Raw genomic sequence first — 25254 nt, 5'->3', positions numbered from 1 at the left:
AAACTGCCGGCACGATGCGTCTTAGTCTTCCTCGTTTCAAGCATGCAATTCTGCGGGCCGGGGCAGCCTGCCTGGCCGCGCTCGCCCTGGCGGCCTGCGACCGCGCCGCCGACGCGCCGGCCGCGCCAACGCCGCCGGTCGCCCAGGCCGATGGTTTTCCGGTCACGATAGACGGCGCCCTGGGACGGGCCGTCATCGCGGCGCCGCCCAAGCGCGTGGTCACGCTGGGCCTGGGCGCCGACGATCTGGCGCTGTCGCTGGGTGTGGTGCCGGTGGGCGTGGGCCGCGCCGACTGGGGCGGCGACGCCGACCACTACTGGCCCTGGGTGCGCGCCGCGATCGAGGCCCGCGGCGCACCGCTGCCGCAGGCCATCGCCATGTTTCCGGAGCTGGACGTCGAAGCCATCGTCGCGCTGCGGCCGGACGTCGTGCTGGCGCCTTTTTCCGGGGTCAGCGCCGAAGCGTATGCACAGCTGTCGCGGCTGGTGCCGGTGGTGGCCTATCCGGAGCAGCCATTCCTGACTCCGGTGGATACCCAGATCGACCTGATCGCCGCCGCGCTGGGCCGGCGCGAACAGGCTGCGGTGCTCAAGGCGCAGATCGGCGGCACACTGGCGCAGGCCGCACAAGACCACCCCGTGCTGGCCGGCAAGACCTTCGCCTATGTGCGGGCCGACCTGGGTTCGGGCAATTTCGCGGCCTATGTGGCGGGGGATCCGCGCGTGGACACGATTGCCGCCATGGGCCTGAAACTGGCGCCGTCCATGCAGGGCCTGCACGCCAGCGCCGGCCATTTCGCCCACTACCTGGGTTTCGAGCATGCCGATGCGCTGGGCGACGTCGACGTGCTCGTGTCCTGGTTCTATACCCCCCAGGAACGCGATCGGACCGCGGCGCTGCCGCTGTACGCCTCCATCCCCGCCGTGAGGCGCGGCGCCTACGTGGCGCTGAGCGACCCGGCGCTGATCATGGCCTCGTCCTCGGGCACGCCGCTGGCCGTGGCCTGGATGCTGGGCAGGCTGGCGCCGGCCTTGGCCGCGGCAGCCGAGCGGGCCGAAGCCGGACCCGGCGCCCAGCATGAATAAGCCGTCCCGTGCCGCCGGCCTGGGCGCGGCCTGTCTGCTGCTCGCCGCCGCCATCCTGGGCAGCCTCTGGCTCGGTTCACGCAACCTGTCGCCCGGCTCGGTCTGGCAAGCCCTGTTCCGGCCCGATGACAGTTACGCCGCCCTGGTGGTCGCCTCGCGCGTGCCGCGCACCTTGCTGGCCGTGCTGACCGGGGCGGCGCTGGCCGTGGCCGGCGCGCTGATCCAGGCCCTGACCCGCAATCCGCTGGCAGAGCCCGGGCTGTTGGGCGTCAACGCCGGCGCCGCCGCCTCCATCGTGACTGCCGCCCTCGCGCTCGGCGGCCTGCCGGCGCATCCGTTCTGGGCGGCCCTGCCCGGCGCACTGGCCGCGGCAGTGGCCGTATACCTGATCGGCGCGGGCGGCCGGGGCCTGCAGCCGGTGCGTTTGATCCTGGCCGGCGCGGCGGTCAACGCGGTGCTGTTCGCCTACGTGCAGGCCGTGGCCCTGCTGCGCGAGGACATTTTCGACGCCTATCGATTCTGGGCCGTGGGCTCGCTGGCAGGACGCTCCATGGCCGAAGCGGCCCGCGCCGCCCCCTACATCGGCGCCGGCCTGCTGCTGGCGCTGGCGCTGGCCCGGCCCCTGAACGTCCTGGCGCTGGGGCAGGCGCTTGCCCGGGCGCTCGGCGTGCGTGCCGGGTGGTACCGCGCGCTGGGCCTGCTCGGCGTGGCCGTCCTGGCCGCCGCCGCCACCGCTGCCGCGGGTCCCATCGCCTTCGTCGGCCTGGCCGTTCCGCATATCGCCCGCCGTATCGGCGGTCCCGACCTGCGCTGGCAACTCGTCTACTGCCTGCTGCTGGGCCCCATCCTGATGCTCGCGGCCGACGTCCTGGCGCGCCTGCTGCGCGCGCCGGCAGAGTTGCTGACCGGCGTGGTGGCCGCGTTCCTCGGCGCGCCGTTCCTGCTGGCGGCCTTGCACCGCCAGCCCGGGAGCCGCCCATGAGCGGCCAGCGGCGCACGTTGCGCGTGGGCACCTGGCTGTCGCTGCCCTACTCGCCACGCGCGCTGGCCTACGCCTTGTTGCTGACGGCGCTGGCCGTTGCGTCGATTGCCGGCGCCCTGTTGGCGGGAGAGCAAGGACCCGCCTGGTCCCGGATGGGGCGCATCCTGGCGGGCGGCGGCACGGCGGTCGAGCACTGGCTGGTCTATACCGTCAGGCTTCCCCGCGCCGTGGCCGCGCTTGGCGCCGGCGCCGCGCTGGCCCTGTCGGGCGCACTGTTCCAAAGCATTACCCGCAACCCGCTGGGCAGCCCCGACATCATCGGCCTCACCGCGGGCGCCTCCGCAGGCGCGGTGGCGGTGACGATGGTCTGGCCGGGGGCGATGCCGCTAGCCTGGGGCGCCGCGGGCGGCGCGCTGCTGGCGACGGCGGGCGTCTGGTTCGGATCCGGCGCCGGGTTCTCCGCGCCCCATCGCATGGTGGTCGCCGGCATTGCGGTGGCCGCCATCGCCTTCGCCTTCGTGCAATACGGCCTTTCCAACCTGCGCCGCGAACAGGCGCATCTGGCCGCAACCTGGCTCAACGGCAATCTGGCCGGCAAAACCTGGAACGATGTCGCTCTGATCGGCGCCGCCTGCGCGGTGTTGCTGCCCTTGGCGCTCGGCCTGGGCGCGCGCCTTCGGCTGCTGGAAATGGGCGACGATGTGGCGCACGCCTTGGGCATCGCACCCGGACCCAGCCGGCTGGCGGCGACGCTGCTGGCCGTGCTGGCCACCGCCGCGGCCGTCAGCGTGGCCGGTCCCATCGCCTTCATCGCGCTGGCGGCCCCGCAGATCGCGCGCCGCTGCGTCCCGGCTAGCGGCCCGCAACCGCTGTTGGCCGCATTGACTGGCGCCGTGCTGTTGGCGGGTGCCGATCTGCTGTCGCGTTCCGCTGGGGCCAACGGCTTGCCGGTAGGCGTTCTTACCGCCGGGATCGGCGGCCTCTATCTCGCATTTCTGCTGCTGCTCGAATGGCACAAGGTCTCGACGTGACTTCCGCAATGCCCACGCCCGTCCTCCAGCTCCGGGACGTCAGCCTGTCCTACGGCGCCCGCCGCGTGCTGGACGGCTTGACGCTGGACATTGCGCCGGCCTCGTTCACCGTGATCCTGGGCCCCAACGGCTGCGGCAAATCCACGCTCTTGCGCGTGTTGGGCGGCGCCCTGCGTCCCGGCCATGGCCATGCCCTGCTCGACGGCGCCGACCTCGCCAGCTTGCGCCGAAAAGCGGTGGCGCGCCGCTTGGCCTACTTGCCGCAGAACCCGGTTGCGCCCGAGATGGTCACCGTGCGCGACCTTGTCGCCCGCGGCCGCTATCCGCATCAGTCCCTGTTGCGGCAATGGTCGACGGCGGACGCCAGCGCCGTCGACGCCGCCCTGGCGGCGACCGATCTGGACGGCCTTGCGGCAGAGCCTGTGCACACGCTTTCCGGCGGCCAGCGCCAACGCGTCTGGCTGGCGTTGGTGCTAGCCCAGGAACCCGACATCATGCTGCTAGACGAACCCACCACGTTCCTCGACATCCGCCATCAGCTGGACCTGCTGGAGCTGTGCGGCCGGCTGCACCGCACCGGGCGCACCTTGGTGGCGGTGCTGCACGACCTCAACCTGGCCTTGCGCTACGCCGAAAGGATCGTGATGATGCGCGATGGGCGCATCGCGGCGCACGGCGATGCCGCTTCGGTCGTGACCGAGGACATGATGCGCCTAGTCTACGATCTGGATTGCCGCGTCATGCCAGACCCCGAGACTGGCAGCCCCATGGTCGTACCCCGGCGCGCGCGCTAGCTTTTCAGGAGTGTCAATGGAAGTTTCCTTGAGTGGAAAAATGGGCGGCCCCGAGGCCGGCGTGGCCTGGCTCGCGGGAATCGTCCTGCTGCGGCCCAGGCTGAAGTCCGCGCTGGCCGACCTGGAGGTCGCCGGCCTGCGGACCATCGACATCGAGTTGTGGATCGGCGGCAGCATCACCGACTACGGACCAGAAGGCTTTTCCTCCACCGCCAGGTACTACGCGAAAAAGGAGTCCTTGTTGCTTGCCATCTCCGTACCCAAGACGGTGGCGGCGGCCTCCCCGCAAGAGCGGCCGGAACATACCGTGGAGGACTGGCTGGCCGACGGCTTCCGTTCCGCCCAGCTCCCGCGCAGCGCCCAGAAGCTGCCCTTTGCGCTCATCGCAGAGACGGTCTGCTCTTCCCTGGGTACCTCCCGGCAATGACAAGCACCGCTGAGAAATGAAAAAGCCCGCCTGAGCGGGCCTTGTCCTGCAACGCAGACGCCTCAGAGCATATGCGCCAGGAACTCGCGGCTGCGCGCCTCTTGCGGGGCGCGGAAGAAATCCGCCGAAGGCGCTTCCTCGATGATGCGGCCTTCGTCCATGAAGATGACCCGGTGCGCGACTTCGCGCGCAAAGCCCATTTCATGAGTGACGACCAGCATGGTCATGCGTTCGTCGGCCAGCTGCTTCATGGTGCGCAGCACTTCGCCGGTCAGTTCCGGGTCCAGCGCCGAGGTGGGCTCGTCGAACAACATGATGTCCGGCTCCATGGCCAGCGCGCGGGCGATCGCCACGCGCTGCTTCTGGCCGCCGGACAGGCGCGTCGGATAGTTGTCGCGCTTGTTCAGCAGGCCGACCTTGCGCAGCAGCTCTTCCGCCTTGGGAACGATCTGGGTGCGGCTCATCCCCTTGACGGTGATGGGCGCCTCGATGATGTTCTGCAGCACGGTCATGTGCGGGAACAGGTTGAACGACTGGAACACCATGCCCATCTTGCGGCAGATACGGCGCACGTCGGCGTCGCTGGCGTACTGGCTGCGTCCGCCCGGCACGGCCCGGGCCATGGCCTCGCCTTCGACCTCGATGCTGCCCTCGTCGATGGTTTCCAGGTGGTTCAGGCAGCGCAGGAAGGTGCTCTTGCCGGAGCCGGACGGTCCGATCACCGCCACCACTTCGCCCTGGCCCAGGGTCAGCGACACCCGGTCCAGCACGCGGTTGGAGCCGAACGACTTGATGATTTCGCGGGCCTCGATCATGACGGGACGCGCGGACGGAGAATTACTGGTCATATTTGGCATAGCGCTTTTCCATGTGCTGGAAGAACCACGTCAGGATCAGCGTCATGATGAGATAGAAGGCGGCGGCAACCAGGAACGGCGTGGTCGTGAAGTCGCGCTGCACGATGCCGCGCGCCGTGCGCAGAATGTCGTTGAGCGCCAGTACGTAGATGAGCGAGGTGTCCTTGACCAGCGTGATGGTCTCGTTGCTCATGGGCGGCAGCACCCGCTGCACCATCTGCGGCAGCACGATGCGGCGCAGGGTCTGCAGATAAGTCATGCCCAGGACCTTGCTGCCCTCGTACTGGCCGCGGTCCACCGACTGGATGCCGGCGCGGAAGATCTCGGCGAAATAGGCCGCGTAGTTCAGCGCGAAGGCCACCACGGCGGCGGGAAAGTCCGGCAGACGGATGCCGATCACAGGCACGAACGGCAGCGCGAAGTAGATGAACAGCATCTGCAGCATCAGCGGCGTGCCGCGCATGAGCCAGATGTAGCCGTTAACCAGGCTGCTGGCCAGCCGCCATTTGGAAATCCGCACCAGCGCCAGCACCAGGCCCAGCGGGACGGCCAGCGCCAGCGTGATGAAAAACAGCGTCAAGGTGACTTTCGCGCCTTGCGCCAGTGGCCCCAATAGGGAGAGTACGTAGTCCATGCTTGGGTTCGCGCCGTCAGCGTCCGCGGACGCCAGGGCAAGATCGTTTCATGAGTAAGCCCGCCTGGCGCATGGCGCCGCGGCGGGCTGCGAAATACAGGCCGGGACGCCCGGGCCCAATGGCCCCGGACGCCGCCCGCCCCTTACTTGATGATGTTGGCGCCGAACCACTGGGTGGCGATGCGGCCGGCGGTGCCGTCCTGCTTCATCGAATCCAGGGTCTTGTCCAGCTTGCCCAGCAGCTCGGTGTCGTCCTTGCGCACGCCGACGCCGTAGTCTTCGGTGCCGAAGTTCTCGTCCAGGACGCGGTATTCGCCGGCGCGCTTGCTGATCAGGTAGCGGCCCACCACTTCGTCCACCACGATGGCGTCCAGGCGGCCGGCGGCCAGGTCCATCAGCGCGGTGACGTTGTCGCCGAACTTCTTGACTTCCTTGATCTGGGCGGCGACCGGGTCCTTGGCGATGGCGTCGGTGGCGCTGCTGCCGTCCTGGGCGCCCACGACCTTGCCTGCCAGGTCAGCCTTGAGCTTCACGGGCGAGGCGTTGCCGACGATGATGATCTGGTGGTTGGCCATGTAGGGCGCGGTGAAGCTGATGTTCTTCTTGCGCTCTTCGGTGATGGTCAGGCCGTTCCACAGCACGTCGACGCGCTTGCCGTTGAGTTCGGCTTCCTTGGCGCTCCAGTCGATGGGCTTGAACTCCACTTCCAGGCCCAGGCGCTTGCTGGCTTCCTTGGCCATGTCGATGTCAAAACCGACGATCTGGTTGTTCGAATCGCGGAAACCCATCGGCGGGAAGTTGTCATCCAGGCCAACCACGACCTTCTTGGCGGCGGCAGGCGCCTGCGCGCTGGCGGCGGGCGCATTGTCGCTGGGACCGCAAGCGGTCAGCAGCGCGGTTGCGGAAGCGAGGAGTACAGCTGTCAGTTTTTTCATCGTTATGGATGCGCCGGGCGCAAGAATGAAGAATGCCGGAATGGCCAGTCAAAAAGCCGCGAGCCGGTATTTTAGCCTCCCCCGCGACCGCGGGCGCGGACCCGGGCTGGCGTGCGCTATTGCGCCGGGTGGAAACGCTCCAGCAGGCGCAGGAACAGCTCCACGGCGCGCGAGCCCGGGCGCGACACCTCGGTGATCGCGCAGAGGGTGTTTTCGTAGGTGGGTCCGCCCGGCAGGCGGGTCAGGGCGTGGCGGCGCGAGACCGAATCTGCGTAGTGGGCGGGTAGCAGGCCCACGCAGTGACCGGACGACACCAGCATGGCGATGGCCTCCAGCCCGGTGGCCTCCGGCCCGCGGGCAAAGCCGTAAACGCCCAGCGCGTCGTGCACGAATGGGTGCGAACGGTAGACCAGCGGCAGGTCGCGGGCCTGGCGCACGCTGCCGCGCGCCACGAAGATCTGGTGGCGCTCGATGAACAGCCGCTGATAGTTGAAGCCGCTTTCCCGCCGGTACATGCCGCGGATGGCGACCTGCACCCGCCGCTCGCGCAGCGCCTGGTCCAGCTCGTTGAAGGTCATGACGGTGAGTTCGACCTTGACGTCGGGCGCCTCGACGCGCATGGCCGCCAGGGCTTCCGGGATATGGCAGTCGGCGTCGGTGATGACGTGCTCGACCATGCCGATGGACAGGGTGCCCGACAGCACGCCGCGCACCGCGTCGATTTCGGGACGGATCCGCTCCAGCGATTTCAGGGCATCGCGGGCCAGCTCCAGGGCGACCTTGCCAGCTTGCGTGAGTTCAAAGCCCGAGGGGCCGCGGTCGCACAGCCGCACGCCCAGGGTTTCCTCGACCTCGCGCACGTGCCGGCTGATGGACGCCTTGGACATATGCAGCTGTTTTTCCGCCGCCGCGAAGCCGTTGGCCTGGGCCACGGCGCAGAAGATCCGCAGGGAACGCAGGTCGCGTTCGGTGAACTCGGGACGGGACAAGGCGGCGGCTCTGAAAAGGTATCGGTTTTCGAAACCATACCACTAAAAAAATCATTTTTCACAACCCAACCCGGCAGATACAGTGGGTCCAGCACTGGCGTCCAGGGGCGCAGACCCCGGCACATTCCGCAAGGGATATCCGCCGGCCCAGTGCCGGAACCATGACGACATACAAGGGAAAAATCATGCAGAACCTGTCCAGAAGGCGTTTTGTCGCGACTACGCTCGCAGCCGGGGCCGCGCTGGCCCTGCCCTCGCTGTCCTACGCCGAGGGCGGATCGCTGGCCGACATCAAGAAGCGCGGCAAGCTGACCGTGGGCACAGAAGCCGCCTACGAACCGTTCGAATTCGTCGAGAACGGCAAGGTCGTGGGCTATGGGCACGACGTGCTCCAGCTGATGGCGGCCAAGCTCGGCGTGCAGCTGGAACAGATGAACCTGCCGTTCCAGGGTCTGTTGCCGGGCCTGATGTCGCGCAAGTTCGATTTTGTCGCGACCAGCGTGGGCATCACCCCCGAACGCGCCCGCCGCTTCGCCTTCACCCAGCCCGTGGGCGTGGTGCGTTCGGTGCTGATGGTGCGGGTGGACGATGCGTCCATCAAGCAGGACATGGATATCGCCGGCAAGATTATCGGGACCCAGATGGGCTCGTCTTCCCAGCCGGTGGCCGAAGAATTCGAAAAGCGGCTGAAGGAAAAGAACGGCAAGGGCTATGCCGACACCAAGCTGTTCCAGGCCTACCCGGACGTCTCCAACGCCTTGGCCAACAAGACCGTGGACGTGGCGCTGATGCCCTCGAACATCGCGGCCGTGCAGATGCGCAAGCAGCCGGGAGCGTTCCGCATCGCCGGCGAGATCGGCCAGGCCAAGCTGCTGGCATGGGTCGCCAACCCCAAGGACCTGGAGATCCGCCAGTTCATCAACGACACCTTCGACGAACTACGCGCCAGCAACCAACTGCTGGAGCTGCAGAAGAAGTGGTTCGGCGCCCCCATGGACACGCCGCGCGCCAACTACCTGCCTGACGGCGCGATCTAGGCGGACCTCCCATGCTGGATTGGTTGAATCAGAACGGCGCCCTGGCGCCGTTCCTGCACGGCGTCGTCTCGGGCACGGCGATCACCCTGGCGGCATCGGTGGCGGCGTTCGCCATCGGCATCTGCCTGGGGGTCGCGCTGCTGCTGGCGCGCCTGTCCCCCTACGCGCCCTTGCGCGGGCTGGTCATGTTCTGGGTCAGCGCCATACGCGGCACGCCCGCGCTCATCCATATGCTGATCGCCTACTACGTGGTGCCGCCCCTGCTGGGCATCTCCGTGTCGCCGCTGGCGGCCGGGATCGGCGCGCTGGCCTGTAACACCAGCGCCTACATCGTCGAGATCCTGCGCGGGGCGCTGGGCACGCTGTCGCCCGGCCAGGTGGCGGCCGCGCGCGCGCTGGGCATGCGCAGCCGGCAGATCTGGCGCCACGTGCTGCTGCCGCAGGTGTTCTACCGCGCCATCCCGCCCCTGACCAGCGAACTCACCATACTGCTGAAGGCCTCGTCGCTGATGTCCATCATCGCCGTTCCGGAGCTGGCCACCGTGGCGCGCAACGCCACGCTGCAAAGCGACCTGCCGCTGCAGGTGTTCACCGTGACGGCCGCGGTGTACTTCATCATTCTTTTCTGCCTGTCGGCCGCCTCGCGCCTGTGCGAGCGCCGCGTGTCCAGGATGCTGCCCAATGCCCATTGATCTCTCCATCGTCGGGCAGTCCGTCCCGGTCCTGCTCAAGGGCCTGCGGATCACCGCCCTGGTCAGTCTCATCGGAATTCCGCTGGGCATCCTGATCGGCACGATCGCGGCCTATGCCGCGCAGTCGCGCAGCCTGCTGCGGCCAGTGGCCCTGGCCTACGTCGAACTGGTGCGCAACATCCCGTACCTGATCCTCGTGTACCTGTCGTTCTTCGGCCTGCCCAAGCTGGGGGTGCCGGCCTCGGCGATGTCGGTCGCCATCGGCTGCACCGCCTTCTACACCGGCGGCTACTTCTGCGAGGTGCTGCGCGCCGCGTTGAAGAGCGTGCCGCGCGGCCAGACCAGCGCCGCCCTGTCGCTGGGCATGACCTACTGGCAGACGCAGCGCTACATCGTCGTGCCCCAGCTGTTCGGCTTTCTCATCCCGCCCACCACCAGCCTGGTCATCATGATGTTCAAGGACTCGGCGATCTTCTCGGTGATGAGCCTGCCGGAAATGACTTACCAGAGCAATCTGCTCACGGCCAACACCTTCGCCTACCTGGAAGTGCTGGGCACCACCGCCCTCATCTACTGGGTGTGCAGCGTGCTGATGGCCGGCACGGGCCGCCGCCTGGAAACCCTGGTCCGCCGCAAGACGCGCCAGGCCTGATCCTCCCACCATCAAGGAAACGAGAACATGAGCACCTATACGGTCCCTCCCCGCACCGGCCACCCCACCCTGCTGTACTCCACGCTGGCGCTGGACCTGGAAAACCTGCAGGCCGATGTCGCCGTGCTGGGCATGCCCTACGGCTCGCCCTATTCGGCCGCGGACTTCAGCAACGACCAGACCAATGCGCCCACGGCGATCCGCCAGGCGACCGACCGCGTGGTGCGCCGCCCCGGCCACTACGATTTCGACATCGACGGGCCGCTGCTGCAAGGCCGCGACGACATCCGCTTCGTGGATTGCGGCGACATCATCCCCGACCTGTCCAAGCCCCGCGGCGAACACTATGAACGCGCCGAGGCCGCGGTGCGGCGCATCGCCGCCGCGGGCGCCGTGCCCATCGTGCTGGGCGGCGACCACGGCATCACCACGCCCGTCCTGCGCGGCCTGGACCAGCAGGGTCCGATCACGCTGGTGCACATCGACGCCCACCTGGACTGGCGCGACGACGTCAACGGCGTGCGCGACGGGTTGTCCAGCCCTATCCGGCGCGCCTCCGAAATGGCGCACGTGGACCGCATCATCCAGATCGGCCTGCGCGCCCAGGGCAGCGGCCGCCCCGAAGAGCTGGAAGCGGCGCGCGCCTATGGCGCCGAACTGGTCACCGCCTACGAACTGCATGACATCGGCATGGACGCGGTGCTCGAGCGCATTCCGGACGGCGGCAATTACTACCTGACCATCGACGCCGACGGCATGGATCCCGCCACCATGCCGGCGGTCGCCGGCCCGGCCCCGGGCGGCGTCACCTTCGTCCAGGCCCGCAAGCTGATCCACGGCCTGGTGCGCAAGGGCCGCGTGGTGGGCATGGACATCGTCGAAATCCAGCCCGAAAAGGACCTGAACCAGATTTCCTGCATCACGGCCGGCCGGCTGATCCTCAATCTCATCGGCGCGTCCATCCGCGCAGGGCATTACGACAAATGAACGCGCCCGCCCCCATCATCGAAATCCGCGGCGTGGACAAGTTCTACGGCAGCCACCAGGTGCTCAAGCAATGCTCGACGCGCGTGAACCGGGGCGAGATCGTGGTGGTCTGCGGGCCGTCCGGCTCCGGCAAATCCACCCTCATCAAGACCGTCAACGCGCTCGAACCGATCCAGGCAGGCGACATCCTGATCGACGGCGCCTCGGTGACGGGCGCCACCGACCTGCCCAAGCTGCGCACCAAGGTCGGCATGGTGTTCCAGCACTTCGAGCTGTTTCCGCACCTGGACATCATGCGCAACCTGACCCTGGCGCAGCAGATCGTGCTGGGGCGGGATATCGGCTCGGCCCGCGCCAAGGCCGGCGCGCTGCTGGAACGCGTGGGCCTGTCCGCCCATGCCGGCAAGCATCCGGGCCAGCTGTCCGGCGGCCAGCAGCAGCGCGTAGCCATCGCCCGCGCGCTCTCGATGGATCCGATGGCCATGCTGTTTGACGAACCGACCTCCGCGCTGGACCCCGAGATGGTCAATGAAGTGCTGGACGTGATGGTGGAGCTGGCCGAGGAAGGCATGACCATGATGGTCGTCACCCATGAGATGGGCTTTGCGCGCCGCGTGGCCAATCGCGTGGTCTTCATGGAAGACGGCGCCATCATCGAGGACTGCCCCACGGACAGCTTCTTCCGCGACGCGGCCAGCCCCCAGGCGCGCCGTTTTCTTTCCAAGATCCTTCCCCACTGACGGCCGGATAGCCGCCAGATCCATCCGCCCGCATCAGGACTCAATATGGCCCACACCCGCATCCGCAAATTCAATACTCGCCAAACCTATCCCGAACAACGCCTGGACAACGACCTGTGCCAAGCCGTGATCGCCGGCAACACCGTGTTCCTGCGCGGCCAGATCGGCCAGGACCTGGACACCCGGGAATCGGTGGGCGTCGGCGACGTGGCCGCCCAGGCCGAAAAAGCCATGGCCAACGTCGCCATGCTGCTGCAGGAATGCGGCAGCGAACTCTCGCACATATGCAAGCTCACCGTCTATCTGGTCGACGTGCGCTACCGCGAAGAGGTCTACAACGTGGTTGGCCGCTGGCTCAAGGGCGTGTTCCCCGTCTCCACCGGTATCGTGGTCTCGGCCCTGGCACGGCCCGAATGGCTGGTGGAAATCGACGTGACCGCGGTCATTCCGGGCTGAGGCGGCAACGCCATGCCTACCGCTTCCGAGGCGCTGCTGGCGCGCCTGATCGCCTTCGACACGGTGACCCTCACGCCCAACCTGGCGCTGATCGAGGCCGTGCGCGAACTGCTGGCGGCGCACGGCATTGCCTGCACGCTGGTGCGCAGCGACGACGGCACCCGCGCTAACCTGCACGCGTCCGTCGGCCCCGCCGATGTTCCGGGCGTGCTGCTGTCGGGACATACCGACGTGGTGCCCGCCGCCGGACAGGCCTGGACCGTGCCGCCCTTCGCGCTGACCGAGCGCAACGGGCTCTTGTATGGCCGCGGCGCAGCGGACATGAAGGGCTTCGTGGCCTGTGCCGTCAACGCGATGCTGCTGGCCAGCAAGCGTCCGTTGCGGCGGCCGCTGCAACTGGCGCTGTCCTACGACGAGGAGATCGGCTGCGTCGGCGTGCGCCGGCTGCTGGACGTCATGGAAATGGCGCCCACCCGGCCCGCGCTGTGCATCGTGGGCGAACCGACCTCCATGCAGATCGCCACCGGCCATAAGGGCAAGATGGCCTTGCGCGCCGTCTGCCAGGGACTCGAAGGCCATTCCGCGCTGGCGCCGCGGGCGCTGAACGCCATCCATCTGGCGTGCGACATGGTCGGCGCCATGCGCGCCCTGCAGGACGAGCTGCAAGCCCATGGCGCGCGCGACCCGGCCTATGAGGTGCCCTATGCAACCGTCCACGCGGGCTGCATCCACGGCGGACGCGCCTTGAACATCGTGCCCAACGAATGCGCGGTCGACTTCGAGATCCGGCATCTGGCCCAGGACGATCCCGACGCGCTGCTTGCGCCCTTGCGCCAGGCGGCCGAGGACATCCGCGATCAGGCGCGCCTGCGTGCGCCCGCCGCGGATATCCGGATAGAGCAGATCAACGCCTATCCGGGGCTGGACACGCATCCGGCCAGCGAGGCCGTGCGTTTCGTGGAATCCCTGCTGCCCGCCGGGACCGGCAAGACCAAGGTGGCTTTCGGCACCGAGGGCGGGCTGTTCACCCGGCACCTGGACGTCCCCGTGGTGGTGTGCGGTCCGGGATCCATCACGCAAGCCCACAAGCCCGACGAATTCATCTCGCGCGCGCAACTCGCCGAGTGCGATGCATTCCTGGAACGGCTGTTGGCGGCGCTATAGCGCCGGCCCCGGCGTTTCCACGTCCCGGGACGCCACCCGCGGCGGCGCCGGGACGCGTGCTCAATCCGGCTTGATGCCAGCGGACTTGATCAGGGTTTCATAGCGGCCGGCCTCTTCCTTCATGGCAGCCAGCGTGGCCAGGGGCGTGGAGCCGCGCACCAGCAGGCCACGCGCTTCGTAGGTCTGGCGAAACGCCGGATCCGCCGTGACCGTCGTCACCGCCTGGTTGATCCGCGCCACCAGCTCGTCCGGCGTCTTGCCGGGAGCGAACAGGGTAAAGACCGTGGACGGGATGCTGCCGGCCTTGCCGCCCGCCTCCTGCAGCGTCGGCACGTCGGGCATCATCGCCGCCCGCTGCGAAGCGCCGGCGACCAGCACGCGGATCTTGCCGGCCTTGTACTGTTCCGACACCGCCAGGCCGCCAGCCATGACGCTGTCCACGTCGCCAGCCATGGTCGCGGTCATGGCCGGCGCCACGCCCTTGAACGGCACATAGGTGAACTGCACGCCTTCGGCGCTGGCCAGCATGGCCATGCCCAGATGGTTCACGTGGCCCTGGCCGCCGGTGCCGACGTTGATGCGTTGCGGATTGGCCCGGGCGTAGTCGATGAACTCCTTGTAGGTCTTGGCCGGAAAGGCATTGCTGACCGCCACGTAAAGCTGCACCTGGCCCAGGTCGGTGACGGGCTTGAAATCCTCCTGCCACCGGTACGGCACCTTGGCGTACAGGAAGGGATTGGTCTCGAGCGCCAGGCGGTCGACCATCAGCAGCGTATTGCCGTCACCCGCCGCCTTGGCGACGTAATCGCTGCCGATGATGGCGTTGGCGCCGGGGCGGTTTTCCACCACCACGGTCTTGCCGCTCTCTTTGAAGAGGCGGTTGCCCAAGTCGCGCGCCAGCACGTCGGGTTCGGTGCCGGGCGGATACGGCACCACGATCTTCACGGTGTCCGACGGCCAGGACTGGGCCGCGGCCTGGCCGGCCGGCACTAGCGCCAGCGCGGCCCACAAGACGGGTTGCAAACAACAACGGTACGGCGATCCCATGGTACTTCCCCTTGTATATGTCGTTTCCCGGAATAGTCCGGCGACTGAGTTGCCGCTCCGGGCCAGGACGGACCCGGGCGGCTGGAAATCCAGATCAGGACCGGTCCGCTTCACCAGCGGCCGATCAGAATGCCCATCATCCGTTCGTGCGCATGCGTGCGCTCGCGTACTTCCTCGTCGGTCTCGGTGGCGCGGCGCTTGAGGCCTTCGTGCCAGTCCAGCAGCGCCGAGCGCATCCGTGCCGCCACCGGCGCCATGCCCGGATCGGCGCCCAGGTCATGCAGCTCGCCCGGGTCGTCGCGCAGGTCGAACAATTGCGCGGGATAGCCCTGCCAATGCAGGTACTTGTAGCGCTCGTCGCGCACCATCAGGCCGGTGCACTCGCGCTCGCCGCGTCCCAGGAACAGGCGCGCCTCGCGGTAGGCGTAGTCCAGGCTGCCCACCACGTACTCGCGCGCGGACGGCGCGGACTCCGACACGCCGCGGATCCCCGGCAGCAGCGAGCGGCCCTCGATGCGGTGTTCTTGCCCCGGCAGCGCCAGCGCCTCCAGCACCGTGGGGACGACGTCTATGCATTCGACGAATGCGTCGCTGCGGCTGCCGCGGGTCGCGTCGGCGGCCGGCGCCGGGTCATAGACCAGGCAAGGCACGCGCATCGCGCTGTCGTAGAAGTATTCCTTTTCGCCCAGCCAGTGGTCGCCCAGGTGGTCGCCGTGGTCGGAGGTGAAGAGGATCAGCGTGTCCTTGAGCCGGCCGCTGCGCTCCAGGAAGTCCAGCACCCGACCGATCTGGTCGTCGATCTGCTTGACCAGCCCCATGTAGACCGGCCGTACGCTGCGCCAGACTTCGTCGCGGGCGAAGGACTGCGACTCTTCCAGCCGCTGGTAGGCGCCATGCACAGGATGGGGGCGCTCCCGCTCCGCCTGCGAGCGCACGGGCGCCGCGCAGTCTTCCGCGCCGTACATGGCGTGGTATGGCGCCGGCGCCTTGTACGGCCAGTGCGGCTTGATGTAGGAAAGATGCAGCGCCCAGGGCTTGTCGCCCTGCCCCTGCATGAAGTCCAATGCGCGGTCCGTAAGATAGGCCGTCTCGGAATCCGCCGCGTCCACGCGGGCGGGCAGCGGCGCGTTGCGCATCAGCCAGCCGCTGGCGATGCTGCCGTCGGCCGCCTGGCTGCCCACCACGTAGTCTTCCCAGGGGCGTTCGCTGTCGTAGCCGCGTTCGCGCAGGTAGCGGCGGTATGGGCTGTCCTTGGCCAGTTCGAAATGGCCGTCGTAACGCTCGATCGGCAGGAAGCCGCCTTGCAGGAAACGTTGCTCGTCCTCGGCCGCATAGCCTTTGCCCCGCAATCCGGCGCGGTCGGGCACGAAGTGCGTCTTGCCCAGCAGGTGCAGCGGCAGTCCGGCCTGGGCCAGGTATTCGCCCAGGCACCATTCGTCCACCGGATGCGGCACCCGGTTCCAGGTGACGCGGTGCGACAGCGGATAGCGGCCGGTGTAGTAGGACGCGCGCGACGGGCCGCAGACCGCGGACGTCACGTAGGCGCGGTCGTACTGAACGCCCATGCTTGCCAGCCGGTCGATGTGGGGCGTGCGCAAGGCGCCGGCTCCGCCATAACAGGAAAGGTGATCCGCGCGCAGTTGGTCGCACATGATGAACAGCACGTTGCGGACCGGGTTGCCCGCGGGCTGGACCGGTGCATTCATGGCTGCGCTCCGTTCAGGATCGCCCCGGGCGCGTGAGACGGCTTGCCTGCCGGCTGCGCGGCCATCTGGGTTGCCCCGGGTACGAAGCGGGCGGCGAAGCGACCCAGGGCGTCGGCGGCGTCCGCGCTGCGGCCCAGCGCCGCGACGTAGCGGTCCGGCCGCACCAGCACCCAGTCCGCGCGGGTGCGCTGGAACCAGAAATGCAGCGCGTTCTCCGTATCCTGCAACACGGGCAAGGCGCCGGCTTGCAGTTCGTCGGGATCGCAGCCGCTGCGCGCGCGCTGCGCCGCCACGTAGCGGCAGCCCAGCTTGTCCAGCTGCGCCCGCAGGGCCGGCGGCAGCCCTGCGCGCGGATCGCGGCGCCAGCCTATCAGCGCGAAGCCCGCGCCCAGCGCTTCGTCCAGGCGCAGCGTGGCGCCGTTCTCGCATTCCACCAGCGGCTGGATGAACATGCGGCCGATGCACTCGCGCTGCGTCTTGTCGGCGCTGTCGCCCACCACGCCGCGGCTATAGCGCGGCATGGGCTTGAACTTCATTTGCAGCACATAGTCGCGGATCTTCGGAATATTCCGGATCGACAGGAAGAACGTGTCGCGCAGCGCCGCCAGTACCGGGTTGGTCTGCGACAGCATGGCGCCGAACATGTCGGCCAGCGAAATCATGGCGCGGGCATGGCTGTGGCGTTCGTCGTGGTAGCTCTGCAAGGCGGCCGGGTCCAGGCGGCCCTGCACGATCCAGGCCACCTTCCAGGCCAGGTTGAAAGCGTCGCGCAGACCGGCGTTCAGGCCCTGGCCGATCCAGGGCGGGGTCAGGTGCGCGGCGTCGCCCGCCAGACAGACGCGGCCCGAGACGAAAGTACGCGCCACGCGGGAATTGTGGGTATAGACGCGGGCGCGGATGACGTTCAACCTGGCCGGGTCGGCCACGTGATGGCGCAGCAGTTCCTGCACCTTTTCCGGCTGCAGCATCTGCTCGCCGTCCTCGCCCGGAAACAGCATGAACTCCCAGCGCCGCAGGCCGTAAGGCAGGCGCAGGCAGACATAGGGGCGGCGCGGCTCGCAATGCAGCGCGGTATAAGGGGCGTCCAGCGGGTCCTGGTCGCATTCGATGACCACCCATTTGCGCGGATGCGTATTGCCGTCGAAGGGCAATTGCAGAAGGCGTTCGCGCACTGTGCTGCGCCCGCCGTCGGCGGCCAGCAGGTATTGCGTGCGGATCTCGCGCTCGGCGCCCTCGGCATCGCGCACCCGCACCGTGACGCCGCGCTCGTCCTGCGCCAGCGACAGCAGCTCGCTGCCCAGTTCCAGCGTCACATGGGGAAAGCGCCGCAGACCGGCGCGCAGGGTGCGTTCGCCCAGCGGCTGCGAAAACAGATTGCGGCGATACCAGCCGAACTCGCGCGTGGCCGGCAGGATCTCGGCAAAGCAGCGCTTGGTCCGCGTGTACATGCGCATGGGCACGTTCTGGATCATGTCGCGCAGCATTTCATCGGCCAGGCCCGCGCTCTGAAAGGTGCGCATGGCTTCGTCGTCCAGGCCCACCGCGCGCGGATAGTCCAGCACGTCCTGGTTGCGTTCCAGCACCAGCGTTTCCACGCCATAACTGCCCAGCAGATTGGCCAGCGTCACGCCGACCGGCCCGGCGCCCACCACCAGCACCGGCACTTCTACGATATGCGCCATCTCGGCTCTCCCTTGGATTCTTGTCTTTTGCCTGACGGGTTGCGCTCAGACACCTCAGGCGCGGCGCAGGAACCCGCCGACGGCCTGCTCGAAGGCGGCCGGCTGATCGTCATGGATGTAATGGCCGGCGCCTTCTATCTCGACCCATTCCACGTTCGGATTGCGCGCCGCCATGTCGCGGGCGGTCTGGGCCTGCAGGTAGTCCGAACGCCCGCCGCGCACGACCAGGGTCGGACAGCCCAGCGCCTGGACCTGCGGCCACAGGTCCACCACGCGCGCCGGATCGGGGTCCAGCCGGGTCGCGGCGATACCCGCATGGTCGTGGCGCCAGGTCCAGCCGCCTGCTCCGTCTTCCTTCAACATGTGGCGCAGCCGTTCCTCGCGGGCGGCTTCGGTCACGCTGGGCCGCAGCGCGCGCAGGTACTCGCGGGCCGCGGCGATGTCGGGAAAGAACTCGGGCGTTTCGCGCAATTCGCGCTGGATGCGCGCCGCGCCCGCGCTGCCTTCGAAAGCGGCGGGTCCGGCATCCTCGACGATCAGGCGCCGCACGCGCTGCGGATGGCGGGCGGCAAAGACGATGGCGGCGATGCCGCCCATCGAATGGCCGAGCAGATCGAAGCGGTCCAGGCCCAGCGCGTCGGCCACGCCCGCCAGGTCATCCACGTAGGCGTCGGTGTAGTAGTTGCGCTGCGGATCCCAACTGCTGGCGCCGCGGCCGCGCTGGTCATAGGCCAGGACGCGGAAATCCGGCTGCAACGCCTGCGCGATGCCGGCGAAGGTCTCGGCATAGCCGCGGATGCCGTGCAGCATGAATAGCGGACGCCCCGCCTGGGGGCCCCACTCGGTCAGGTGCAAAGTCATGCCGTTGACGGCGATAGCGGTGTCGCGGCGTTGCATATCGGCTTCCTTTCAGCAGAGTCCGTCTTTGCCCTGGATTTCGCTGGCGGGGATGCCGCCCAGGCGCGCATGCAGGCGCCCGCGCGTGGCAAACGCGAAGGCGATCAGCACTTCGTCGCGGTTGGGCGCGTCGCCGAACAGCGCGGTCACGCTGTCGTAGTGCGAACGGACATAGAGCGCGTCCTTATGCGCCAGCGGAATGTCGATGACGGTGCCGGGACCGCCGCGCTTGCCGGTGGAAGGCACCCAGGCCTTGCCGCCGCCGAGCGCCGCGCGCACGGGTTCGGCGAAGATGGTGGTCAACAACGCGTTGCCGTGCTCGTACTCGCCGTCCGTGCCCACCACGCAGGCCTTGCCGTAGCTTTCCAGCGGCTGGCCGCCGGCCGCGGCGATGATGCGCCGGCCGAACTCCTCGCCCAGCATGCCCGAGGGTTCGACATAGCCCGACAGGTCGCGTTCGAAGCGCCCGGCATAGGGGTTGTGCAGCGCGGCCGCGATGACGATCTTGCGCAACGGCTCGCCGTCGGCCGGTTCGCCGGTTTCAGTAGTGAGGGTGTCGTCGATCTGCAAATACCACTTGCGGATGCGGTAGGGGCCGAAGTTGGTGCTGCTCATGGATGCTCCAGAAAATGTGGGATCAGGAAGGAGTGCGCCGTGCGGGCGGTCAAAGCGGGTCCAGGGTCATGGGGACGCTGGGCGCGTTGTGGTCGTGCAGGACCTGCTTGCCCTCTTCGTCGCCGTGCACGGTTTCGCAGAAGAACTCGAAGCGGTGGCCGTCGGGGTCGGTGAAGTACAGCCCGTAGCCGACTTTGTGATCGGTGATTTTCACGACGTCCACGCCCTTGGCCAGCAACATGCCGTAGAGGCGGCGCAGCTCGTCCACGTCGCCCTCGATCTCCAGCCCGTAGTGCTGCATGTTGACGGGGCCGCGGGCGGGCTCGCCTTCGGCCGCGCGGATCAGGGCGATGTCGTGGTGCTTGCGCCCAAAGGACAGGAACACCCATTGCTCGCCGCGCGCGGTCTCCTGCATGCCGAGCACGGATTCGTACCAGGACGCCGACGCGAACGGGTCGCGCACGAACAGGGCCAGGTGGGTGCGCGCGATGCGCGGCCGGCGGTCTGCCGGCGCAAGCGTGGTGTTGGTGGACATGGCGGTCTCGGGCGGGTTGTCAGTTGATGGACTGGGGGTGCGCGGTCACGGGCGCGGCGTACGGCGTCCAGGCCACGGCGGTGATTTCGCTGAAGTCGCGCCATTCCTTGAACCAGCTGCGGCCGCCGTCGGTGGAACGGAACAGATGGCCGTACTTGGTGCCGGCGAACGCCAGTCGCGGGTCGGCTGCGTGCACGCCGAAGGCCCAGAAGGTGGAATTTGGCGGCGTGTGCAGCAGCGCCGGCTGCCAGTTGCGGCCGCGGTCGGACGAACGGTAGATCCTGCTGCGCGTGCCTGGCGTGCCGTCGCCGATGGCCAGCAGCAGCGTGTCGGGATCGTCCGGCAGCGCCTGCACCGTGCGGGTGTAGTACATGCCGTCAAAGCGCGACTTGGAAGCCACGCCATTCCAGCGCCGGGCGTCGTCCTCGCTGAGATAGACGGAGTTCACCGTCAGCACCATGGCGGTCTTGGGCGCGGCGGCCGTGGCCGGCAGGACAGCTACGCAATGGATGTCGGGGTTGGCGATGGCATCGGCATTGCCTTCATCGTCCTCGCGCGACCAGGTATCGCCGCCGTCGCGGCTGCGCCACAAGCCCCCTTCTTCGACGCCGAACCAGACCTCGCGGCCGTCGTCCGGATCCACGCAGACCGACAGGATGCGCGGGCGGTTCACGCCGCGGCAGAACTCCGGCAGTTCGGGCGACAGGCGCTGCCAGCTCGCGCCGCCGTCCACCGAACGGAACATCGCTGCGCGCGACGGCGCGCCGGTGCCCGCGTACATGCGCCGCGGATTTGTGGGATCGATGGCCATGGCCCAGACGGTCATGCCGTTCATGGGGCTGTCCACCCGCGTGAAATGCGCGCCGCCGTCGGTGCTGACACACATGCCGGCGTCGGCCCCGGCAAAGACGCGGCGCGGGTCGGCCGGATCCACGGCCAGACTGCGCACCGTGCCGTCGAACTCGATGGCTTCCTTCAGCCCCAGGCGGTGCCAGGTGGCGCCATCGTCCACGCTGCGCAGTATTCCTTGGCCGGCGGTGCCGACCAGTATCGTGCCTTGCATATCCAGACTCCCCGAATGAGGTTCAGCGGTTCAAAGAAAGATGCCGCGCGTGATGCCGCCATCCACCCCCAACGATTCGCCGGTGATGGCCCCTGCCCGCGGCGATGCCAGGAACAGCACCGCGTCGGCAATCTCCGCTGGCTGCAGCACCCGGCGTATGGGCGTGGCCTTGGCATAGTTGGCCTCGACCTGGGCGGGGGTCAGCCCCTGCTTGGCGGCTTCCTTTTCGTACAGTTCATGGATGTGGGGCGTCTCGACCACGCCCGGATGGATCACGTTGACCGTGATGCCATGCGGACCCAGCTGGTCCGACAGGGTCTTGGTCATGTGGCAGATGGCCACGTTGCGCATGCCCGAAAGCTGCTTGCTGCCGCGCCCGGTCAGGCCGCCGATGTTGACGATGCGGCCAAAGCCGCCCTGGCGCATGTGCGGCGCCGCAGCCTTGGCGCAGCGCATGTAGCCCACCACCTTGATGTTGATGTCTTCCAGCAGGCCTTCGGGATCGGCCTCGTCGATCTCGCTGCGCACCAGGCCGCCGGGATGGGCCGCGCCATTGACCAGGATGTCGATGCGGCCAAAGTGTTCGGCCACGCGCTGCATCATCGCGTTGACCTGGGCGGTGTCCGACACGTCGGCCGCCACGCCCAGCACTTCCACGCCCGTGGCCCGGGTGATTTCAGCCGCCACTTCGTCCAGCTGCGCCTGGCGGCGCGCCACGATGGCCACACGCACGCCCTCGGCGGCCAGCGCTTCGGTCACCGCGCGCCCGATGCCCAGGCTGCCGCCCGTGACCACCGCGACTTTCCCCTTGAGTTGCAAGTCCATGCTTTGATGCTCCTTATATATATGGCGGCGCCTACAGCGCCATCTCGATCAGGACCGGGCCCGGCTGGCGCAGCGCCGATTCCAGCTGCGCGGCCAATTCTTCCGAGGTCGCGGCGCGGCTGGCCTGCACCCCGTAGCTGGAGGCCAGCCCCACCCAGTCGATGCGCGGGCGGTCCAGCGCGGTCAGTTCGGCCGCGCGTTCGCCCAGCACGGCGTTGCCGCGGCGCAGCTCGTTGCGCAGGATGGCGTACTGGTGGTTGGCGGCGATCAGCACCGTGACCGGCAGGTTTTCATGCGCCAGCGACCACAATGCCTGGATCGTGTATTGGGTGCTGCCGTCGGACAGCACGGCCACCACGCGGCGCTGCGGGCAGGCGATGGCGGCGCCCATCGCGACTGGCAAGCCCTGGCCGATGGCGCCGCCGGTATTGGTCAGCACGGTGTGCGGCGCGGCGCCGGCGGACGCGGCATACAGCGGATAGCCGCAGGTGCCGCCTTCGACCGAAACGATGGCGTCTTCGGGCAAGGCCCGCGCCACCACTGCGGCAATGGATTGCGGCGTCAAGGCGCCTGGTGCAGGCTCGGGCAGCGGCGCGGCGGCGGATTCGAAGGCCGGCGCGCCCGCCAATTCGGCCAGCGCTTCCAGGCGCGAGGCCGCGTCCTGGCCGGGAGCGGCCAGTTCCAGCAGGCGTTCCGCCGGCACCAACCGGCTGGGGTGACCGGCATAGCCGAAGTAGGTCACGGGCGGCAGCGCCCCCACCAGCACCACCAGGTCGGCAGCGTCCAGGGCAGCGCGAGCGGGTTCCGGGAAATACGGCAGGCGGTCGAAGTCCGGCAAGTCCCGGCCGCGTTCCGATCTGGCGGGAAAGGTCTCGGCGTAAGCCTTGCCGCCCAGGGCGGCGCACAGGCGCGCGGCCGCAATCTGCGCGCGGCGTCCCAGGCCGCTGGCGGGACCGCCCCCGCCCAGCAGGAACAGCGGCTTTTGCGCGCGGCTCAGGCGCTGCCATGCGGCGGCGGCGTCGAAGGTCTCGGGCTGCGCAGCGGCCTCGGCGGCAGCATCCGCGGAATCCGGCGTCACGCTTTCCGCCTGGAAGTCGGCGGGAAAGATCAGCGTCGCGCCCTGGCCGCCATCGGCCAGGCTGGCCTGCACGGCGGCGCGGGCGGCGCCAGCGGCGTCCTGGGCGGACGCGATGCGCTCCACCCAGCCGGAGACTGGGCGCGCCAGCGACTCGATGTCCGAAGTCAGGGGCGCGTCGCATTCCAGGTGCCAGCTGGCGTGGTCGCCGATGATGTTGACGATGGGGGTGCGGGCGCGCCGCGCATTGTGCAGATTGGCGATGCCGTTGGCGAAGCCCGGCCCCAGATGCAGCAGGGTCGCGGCCGGCTTTCCAGCCAGCCGGCCATAACCGTCGGCCGCGCCGGTGCAGACGTTCTCCTGCAGGCCGACCACGCAGCGCATGCCGCGCACCTCCTCCATCGCACGCACCAGGTCCAGCTCGGTCGTGCCGGGATTGGCGAAACAGACTTCCACGCCCTGCTTGCGCAGAGCCTCCAGCAAGGCACTAGCTCCGGTCATGATTACCGCCTCCTTTTTTCGCTACTTTATCGTAATTTGATAAATGTGCAATTTCTTTTGGCGGATTGATGCTGGATAATTTATTAGAATTATCTATTTGATAGTTCTGCGCGGATCTCCTATACGCGCGTGCACGCTGCGCGCGCGGCAGGACGATTTGCCAATACGCGCCCCTTGGTGCACCCTCGCAGCACGTCAGCCTTACAACACCTCACGCACATGAACAGTCTTCGCCGCATGCTCGATGTCCTGGACCTCTTTCAGCCCGACCGGCCGGTCCTGGACGTCGACGCCATCTGCCAGCTGCGCGGCTACGCGCCCGCCACCGCCTACCGCTACGTGCGCGAACTGTGCGCCTGCGGCCTGCTGGTGCGCCTGCCAGCCGGCTACGCGCTGGGTCCGCGCATCATCGCGCTGGATCTGCAGATGCGGGAGTACGACCCCATGCTGACGGTCAGCCGCGACCTGATCGAGGAACTATCCAGCCAGACCGGCCTGGACGTGCTGCTCAGCGCGCGCTACGACGACAAGGTCATCAACGTGCACCAGCAGGCCGGGCGCAATACCCAGGCCCTGAACTTCGGCCGCGGCCGGCACATGCCGCTTTTGCGCAGCGCGACCGCCCGCGTGATCCTGGCCAATCTGGGGCCGCGCCAGTTGCGCCGCGTCTACGACGAACACGCCGATGCCCCCGACATGCAGCGGCTGGGCCAGGACTGGAAGTCCTTTTCCCGGGCCATGCTGCAAGTGCGCAAGGCCGGCTATTGCATCTCGTCGGGGGAACTGGATTCCGGCAAGACCGGCATCGCCGCGCCGATCTTCGATGAAGAGAACCATGTGCTGGGCAGCATCACGCTCATCGGCATGCAGGACGCCTTCGCGGCCTTCCGCGAGGACTACCTCGCCGGCCTGACCTGCCGCGCCGCCACCGAAATCACCCGCCGCATCGCGCAGGCGCCGGCCAAGCTGCAGCAGGCAGCCTGATCCCCGCCGCGCCAGTTCCAGATTCACGCATGACGCCCGCCATCCGTATCGGTCCCCTCGTCTTTCCCTCGGACCTGCTGGTTCTCATCGTTGCCGCCGCTATCGGACTGCTGGCCGCCAGGCTGCTGACCCGCGGGCAGGAGTCCCGGCCCGACACCAGTACGGTGTTGTGGCGCGCGCTCATCATCGGCCTGGTCGTCGCCCGGCTCGGCTTTGTCTGGCAGTTCCAGGCCCACTTCATCGAGAATCCGCTCCGGATCCTGGACGTGCGCGATGGCGGCTGGGCCGGTATGGCCGGGCTTGCCGCGGCATGGCTCTACACGCTGTACGCGGCCTTGCGCCGCCAGGCGTCGCGGCCCGCGCTGCTGGGCGCGCTGGCGCTGGCCAGCGCGGTCTGGATAGGCGGCGGGCGGTGGCTGGCGCGCGCGCCGCAGGCCCTGCCCGAACTGTCCGCGCTCGCCTTGCGCCAGCTGGACGGCACGCCCGCGGCGCTCGCGGCCTACCAGGGCAAACCTACCGTCATCAATCTATGGGCAAGCTGGTGCCCGCCTTGCCGCCGCGAAATGCCCGCATTCACCGAGGCGCAAGCGGCGCATCCCGATGTGAATTTCGTCTTCCTGAACCAGGCCGAAGCGCCGCCGGACGTGACGGCGTTCCTGGCGCAGCACGCGCCGTCGCTGCGCAACGTGCTGCTCGATCCCGCAGGCGCGGCCTCGCGCCAGATGAGCAACCGCGGCCTGCCCGCCACGCTGTTCCTGGACGCCCAGGGACGGCTGGTGGACCTGCGCGTGGGCGAGTTGTCCGCGGCTTCGCTGGCCCAGCGCCTGGAGGCGATCCAGGCGCCGGCCAGCGGCGATTGACG

General features: G+C 68.4%; 27 protein-coding genes. 14 read left to right on the top strand and 13 right to left on the bottom strand.

Translation table 11 applies throughout. The annotated features are described in order from the left end of the window. Positions 1 to 14: 14 nt before the first annotated feature. From HV766_RS07700 to HV766_RS07680, 5 genes are read left to right on the top strand one after another with little or no spacing between them, the layout of a single operon-like run. Complete coding sequence (locus tag HV766_RS07700; RefSeq protein WP_175180904.1) at positions 15 to 1085, top strand: ABC transporter substrate-binding protein; 1071 nt, start codon at positions 15 to 17, stop codon at positions 1083 to 1085. Continuing rightward, positions 1078 to 2067, top strand: coding sequence for a FecCD family ABC transporter permease (locus tag HV766_RS07695; RefSeq protein ID WP_054454533.1), 990 nt, complete (start codon positions 1078 to 1080; stop codon positions 2065 to 2067). Before HV766_RS07700 ends, HV766_RS07695 begins: the two co-directional genes overlap by 8 nt. Next, entirely contained in the window at positions 2064 to 3098 is a 1035-nt protein-coding gene (locus HV766_RS07690) for an iron chelate uptake ABC transporter family permease subunit (RefSeq protein WP_175180903.1), read from the top strand. The genes HV766_RS07695 and HV766_RS07690 overlap by 4 nt, the downstream gene beginning before the upstream one ends. An 8-nt stretch (positions 3099 to 3106) precedes the next feature. Then, positions 3107 to 3892, top strand: a complete 786-nt coding sequence (locus HV766_RS07685; protein ID WP_254593289.1) for an ABC transporter ATP-binding protein — start codon at positions 3107 to 3109, stop codon at positions 3890 to 3892. 16 nt (positions 3893 to 3908) lie between these two features. Next, the gene (locus HV766_RS07680) at positions 3909 to 4319 is read left to right on the top strand and encodes a hypothetical protein (protein ID WP_156337383.1); all 411 of its coding nucleotides are present in this window, start codon (positions 3909 to 3911) and stop codon (positions 4317 to 4319) included. A 62-nt stretch (positions 4320 to 4381) separates the two neighbouring features. On the opposite strand, the gene HV766_RS07675 is transcribed toward HV766_RS07680, so the two are convergent. From HV766_RS07675 to HV766_RS07660, 4 genes are all read right to left on the bottom strand, one after another. Then, positions 4382 to 5134 carry an amino acid ABC transporter ATP-binding protein gene (locus HV766_RS07675; protein WP_175181067.1) on the bottom strand — a complete coding sequence of 251 codons (753 nt, stop codon included), beginning with the start codon at positions 5132 to 5134 and terminating at the stop codon, positions 4382 to 4384. 22 nt (positions 5135 to 5156) lie between these two features. Further along, positions 5157 to 5810 carry an amino acid ABC transporter permease gene (locus HV766_RS07670; RefSeq protein ID WP_054454544.1) on the bottom strand — a complete coding sequence of 218 codons (654 nt, stop codon included), beginning with the start codon at positions 5808 to 5810 and terminating at the stop codon, positions 5157 to 5159. A gap of 143 nt (positions 5811 to 5953) precedes the next feature. After that, complete coding sequence (locus tag HV766_RS07665) at positions 5954 to 6745, bottom strand: amino acid ABC transporter substrate-binding protein (protein WP_054454547.1); 792 nt, start codon at positions 6743 to 6745, stop codon at positions 5954 to 5956. 116 nt (positions 6746 to 6861) lie between these two features. Continuing rightward, positions 6862 to 7734, bottom strand: coding sequence for a LysR family transcriptional regulator (locus HV766_RS07660; RefSeq protein WP_054454549.1), 873 nt, complete (start codon positions 7732 to 7734; stop codon positions 6862 to 6864). 185 nt (positions 7735 to 7919) lie between these two features. On the opposite strand from HV766_RS07660, the gene HV766_RS07655 reads away from it, so the two are divergent. From HV766_RS07655 to argE, 7 genes are read left to right on the top strand one after another with little or no spacing between them, the layout of a single operon-like run. Further along, positions 7920 to 8771, top strand: coding sequence for a transporter substrate-binding domain-containing protein (locus tag HV766_RS07655; RefSeq protein ID WP_119451510.1), 852 nt, complete (start codon positions 7920 to 7922; stop codon positions 8769 to 8771). An 11-nt stretch (positions 8772 to 8782) separates the two neighbouring features. Beyond that, a complete protein-coding gene (locus HV766_RS07650) occupies positions 8783 to 9463 on the top strand; it encodes an amino acid ABC transporter permease (protein WP_054454554.1) in 681 nt (226 codons plus the stop codon). Continuing rightward, the gene (locus tag HV766_RS07645) at positions 9453 to 10115 is read left to right on the top strand and encodes an amino acid ABC transporter permease (protein ID WP_175180901.1); all 663 of its coding nucleotides are present in this window, start codon (positions 9453 to 9455) and stop codon (positions 10113 to 10115) included. Before HV766_RS07650 ends, HV766_RS07645 begins: the two co-directional genes overlap by 11 nt. Before the next feature lie 27 nt (positions 10116 to 10142). Further along, entirely contained in the window at positions 10143 to 11102 is a 960-nt protein-coding gene (locus HV766_RS07640; RefSeq protein ID WP_054454560.1) for an agmatinase, read from the top strand. 14 nt (positions 11103 to 11116) lie between these two features. Further along, a complete protein-coding gene (locus HV766_RS07635; RefSeq protein ID WP_054454887.1) occupies positions 11117 to 11842 on the top strand; it encodes an amino acid ABC transporter ATP-binding protein in 726 nt (241 codons plus the stop codon). Between the two features lie 45 nt (positions 11843 to 11887). Further along, positions 11888 to 12298 (top strand): RidA family protein, encoded by a 411-nt coding sequence (locus HV766_RS07630; protein WP_119451512.1) that lies wholly within the window; start codon positions 11888 to 11890, stop codon positions 12296 to 12298. 12 nt (positions 12299 to 12310) lie between these two features. Continuing rightward, positions 12311 to 13462, top strand: a complete 1152-nt coding sequence (argE, locus tag HV766_RS07625) for an acetylornithine deacetylase (RefSeq protein ID WP_054454564.1) — start codon at positions 12311 to 12313, stop codon at positions 13460 to 13462. A 60-nt stretch (positions 13463 to 13522) separates the two neighbouring features. Here argE and HV766_RS07620 read toward each other — a convergent pair whose 3' ends face one another. From HV766_RS07620 to HV766_RS07580, 9 genes are all read right to left on the bottom strand, one after another. Continuing rightward, a complete protein-coding gene (locus HV766_RS07620; RefSeq protein WP_254593288.1) occupies positions 13523 to 14485 on the bottom strand; it encodes a Bug family tripartite tricarboxylate transporter substrate binding protein in 963 nt (320 codons plus the stop codon). Positions 14486 to 14619: 134 nt separating this feature from the next. Continuing rightward, a complete protein-coding gene (locus HV766_RS07615) occupies positions 14620 to 16215 on the bottom strand; it encodes a sulfatase-like hydrolase/transferase (protein WP_175180899.1) in 1596 nt (531 codons plus the stop codon). Beyond that, positions 16212 to 17897, bottom strand: coding sequence for a bifunctional 3-(3-hydroxy-phenyl)propionate/3-hydroxycinnamic acid hydroxylase (locus tag HV766_RS07610; RefSeq protein WP_175180898.1), 1686 nt, complete (start codon positions 17895 to 17897; stop codon positions 16212 to 16214). Before HV766_RS07610 ends, HV766_RS07615 begins: the two co-directional genes overlap by 4 nt. A 54-nt stretch (positions 17898 to 17951) precedes the next feature. Next, the gene (locus HV766_RS07605) at positions 17952 to 18794 is read right to left on the bottom strand and encodes an alpha/beta fold hydrolase (RefSeq protein WP_054454573.1); all 843 of its coding nucleotides are present in this window, start codon (positions 18792 to 18794) and stop codon (positions 17952 to 17954) included. Positions 18795 to 18806: 12 nt separating this feature from the next. Continuing rightward, positions 18807 to 19409 carry an amino acid synthesis family protein gene (locus tag HV766_RS07600; protein WP_119451517.1) on the bottom strand — a complete coding sequence of 201 codons (603 nt, stop codon included), beginning with the start codon at positions 19407 to 19409 and terminating at the stop codon, positions 18807 to 18809. Positions 19410 to 19458: 49 nt separating this feature from the next. Further along, positions 19459 to 19944, bottom strand: a complete 486-nt coding sequence (locus tag HV766_RS07595; RefSeq protein ID WP_175160751.1) for a VOC family protein — start codon at positions 19942 to 19944, stop codon at positions 19459 to 19461. Between the two features lie 19 nt (positions 19945 to 19963). Next, on the bottom strand, positions 19964 to 21007 hold the full coding sequence (locus HV766_RS07590) for a WD40/YVTN/BNR-like repeat-containing protein (protein WP_175180897.1): 1044 nt from the start codon (positions 21005 to 21007) through the stop codon (positions 19964 to 19966). A gap of 30 nt (positions 21008 to 21037) precedes the next feature. Continuing rightward, a complete protein-coding gene (locus HV766_RS07585; RefSeq protein ID WP_054454582.1) occupies positions 21038 to 21832 on the bottom strand; it encodes an SDR family NAD(P)-dependent oxidoreductase in 795 nt (264 codons plus the stop codon). A gap of 31 nt (positions 21833 to 21863) precedes the next feature. Further along, entirely contained in the window at positions 21864 to 23408 is a 1545-nt protein-coding gene (locus HV766_RS07580) for an acetolactate synthase large subunit (protein WP_175180896.1), read from the bottom strand. 219 nt (positions 23409 to 23627) lie between these two features. On the opposite strand from HV766_RS07580, the gene HV766_RS07575 reads away from it, so the two are divergent. Further along, positions 23628 to 24392, top strand: coding sequence for an IclR family transcriptional regulator (locus HV766_RS07575; RefSeq protein ID WP_054454586.1), 765 nt, complete (start codon positions 23628 to 23630; stop codon positions 24390 to 24392). A gap of 29 nt (positions 24393 to 24421) precedes the next feature. Beyond that, positions 24422 to 25252: a prolipoprotein diacylglyceryl transferase family protein gene (locus HV766_RS07570; protein ID WP_175180895.1), complete on the top strand. Its 831-nt coding sequence runs from the start codon at positions 24422 to 24424 to the stop codon at positions 25250 to 25252. Positions 25253 to 25254: the final 2 nt, after the last annotated feature.

The sequence above is a fragment of the Achromobacter aegrifaciens genome, from assembly GCF_902859735.1.
In the GTDB taxonomy this organism is placed as follows: Bacteria; Pseudomonadota; Gammaproteobacteria; order Burkholderiales; family Burkholderiaceae_B; genus Achromobacter; species Achromobacter aegrifaciens.
This window is presented reverse-complemented; position numbering and strand designations above follow the sequence as displayed.

Bases quoted from the DNA above. Each gene is read 5' to 3' on its own strand.
- HV766_RS07690 (WP_175180903.1), top strand. From the start codon at position 2,064: ATGAGCGGCCAGCGGCGCACGTTGCGCGTGGGCACCTGGCTGTCGCTG.
- HV766_RS07685 (WP_254593289.1), top strand. From the start codon at position 3,107: ATGCCCACGCCCGTCCTCCAGCTCCGGGACGTCAGCCTGTCCTACGGC.
- HV766_RS07615 (WP_175180899.1), bottom strand. From the start codon at position 16,215: ATGAATGCACCGGTCCAGCCCGCGGGCAACCCGGTCCGCAACGTGCTG.
- HV766_RS07595 (WP_175160751.1), bottom strand. From the start codon at position 19,944: ATGTCCACCAACACCACGCTTGCGCCGGCAGACCGCCGGCCGCGCATC.
- HV766_RS07670 (WP_054454544.1), bottom strand. From the start codon at position 5,810: ATGGACTACGTACTCTCCCTATTGGGGCCACTGGCGCAAGGCGCGAAA.
- HV766_RS07655 (WP_119451510.1), top strand. From the start codon at position 7,920: ATGCAGAACCTGTCCAGAAGGCGTTTTGTCGCGACTACGCTCGCAGCC.
- HV766_RS07575 (WP_054454586.1), top strand. From the start codon at position 23,628: ATGAACAGTCTTCGCCGCATGCTCGATGTCCTGGACCTCTTTCAGCCC.
- HV766_RS07605 (WP_054454573.1), bottom strand. From the start codon at position 18,794: ATGCAACGCCGCGACACCGCTATCGCCGTCAACGGCATGACTTTGCAC.
- HV766_RS07675 (WP_175181067.1), bottom strand. From the start codon at position 5,134: ATGATCGAGGCCCGCGAAATCATCAAGTCGTTCGGCTCCAACCGCGTG.
- HV766_RS07665 (WP_054454547.1), bottom strand. From the start codon at position 6,745: ATGAAAAAACTGACAGCTGTACTCCTCGCTTCCGCAACCGCGCTGCTG.
- HV766_RS07585 (WP_054454582.1), bottom strand. From the start codon at position 21,832: ATGGACTTGCAACTCAAGGGGAAAGTCGCGGTGGTCACGGGCGGCAGC.
- HV766_RS07570 (WP_175180895.1), top strand. From the start codon at position 24,422: ATGACGCCCGCCATCCGTATCGGTCCCCTCGTCTTTCCCTCGGACCTG.
- HV766_RS07650 (WP_054454554.1), top strand. From the start codon at position 8,783: ATGCTGGATTGGTTGAATCAGAACGGCGCCCTGGCGCCGTTCCTGCAC.
- HV766_RS07640 (WP_054454560.1), top strand. From the start codon at position 10,143: ATGAGCACCTATACGGTCCCTCCCCGCACCGGCCACCCCACCCTGCTG.
- HV766_RS07700 (WP_175180904.1), top strand. From the start codon at position 15: ATGCGTCTTAGTCTTCCTCGTTTCAAGCATGCAATTCTGCGGGCCGGG.
- HV766_RS07630 (WP_119451512.1), top strand. From the start codon at position 11,888: ATGGCCCACACCCGCATCCGCAAATTCAATACTCGCCAAACCTATCCC.
- argE (WP_054454564.1), top strand. From the start codon at position 12,311: ATGCCTACCGCTTCCGAGGCGCTGCTGGCGCGCCTGATCGCCTTCGAC.
- HV766_RS07645 (WP_175180901.1), top strand. From the start codon at position 9,453: ATGCCCATTGATCTCTCCATCGTCGGGCAGTCCGTCCCGGTCCTGCTC.
- HV766_RS07610 (WP_175180898.1), bottom strand. From the start codon at position 17,897: ATGGCGCATATCGTAGAAGTGCCGGTGCTGGTGGTGGGCGCCGGGCCG.
- HV766_RS07590 (WP_175180897.1), bottom strand. From the start codon at position 21,007: ATGCAAGGCACGATACTGGTCGGCACCGCCGGCCAAGGAATACTGCGC.
- HV766_RS07580 (WP_175180896.1), bottom strand. From the start codon at position 23,408: ATGACCGGAGCTAGTGCCTTGCTGGAGGCTCTGCGCAAGCAGGGCGTG.
- HV766_RS07600 (WP_119451517.1), bottom strand. From the start codon at position 19,409: ATGAGCAGCACCAACTTCGGCCCCTACCGCATCCGCAAGTGGTATTTG.
- HV766_RS07680 (WP_156337383.1), top strand. From the start codon at position 3,909: ATGGAAGTTTCCTTGAGTGGAAAAATGGGCGGCCCCGAGGCCGGCGTG.
- HV766_RS07695 (WP_054454533.1), top strand. From the start codon at position 1,078: ATGAATAAGCCGTCCCGTGCCGCCGGCCTGGGCGCGGCCTGTCTGCTG.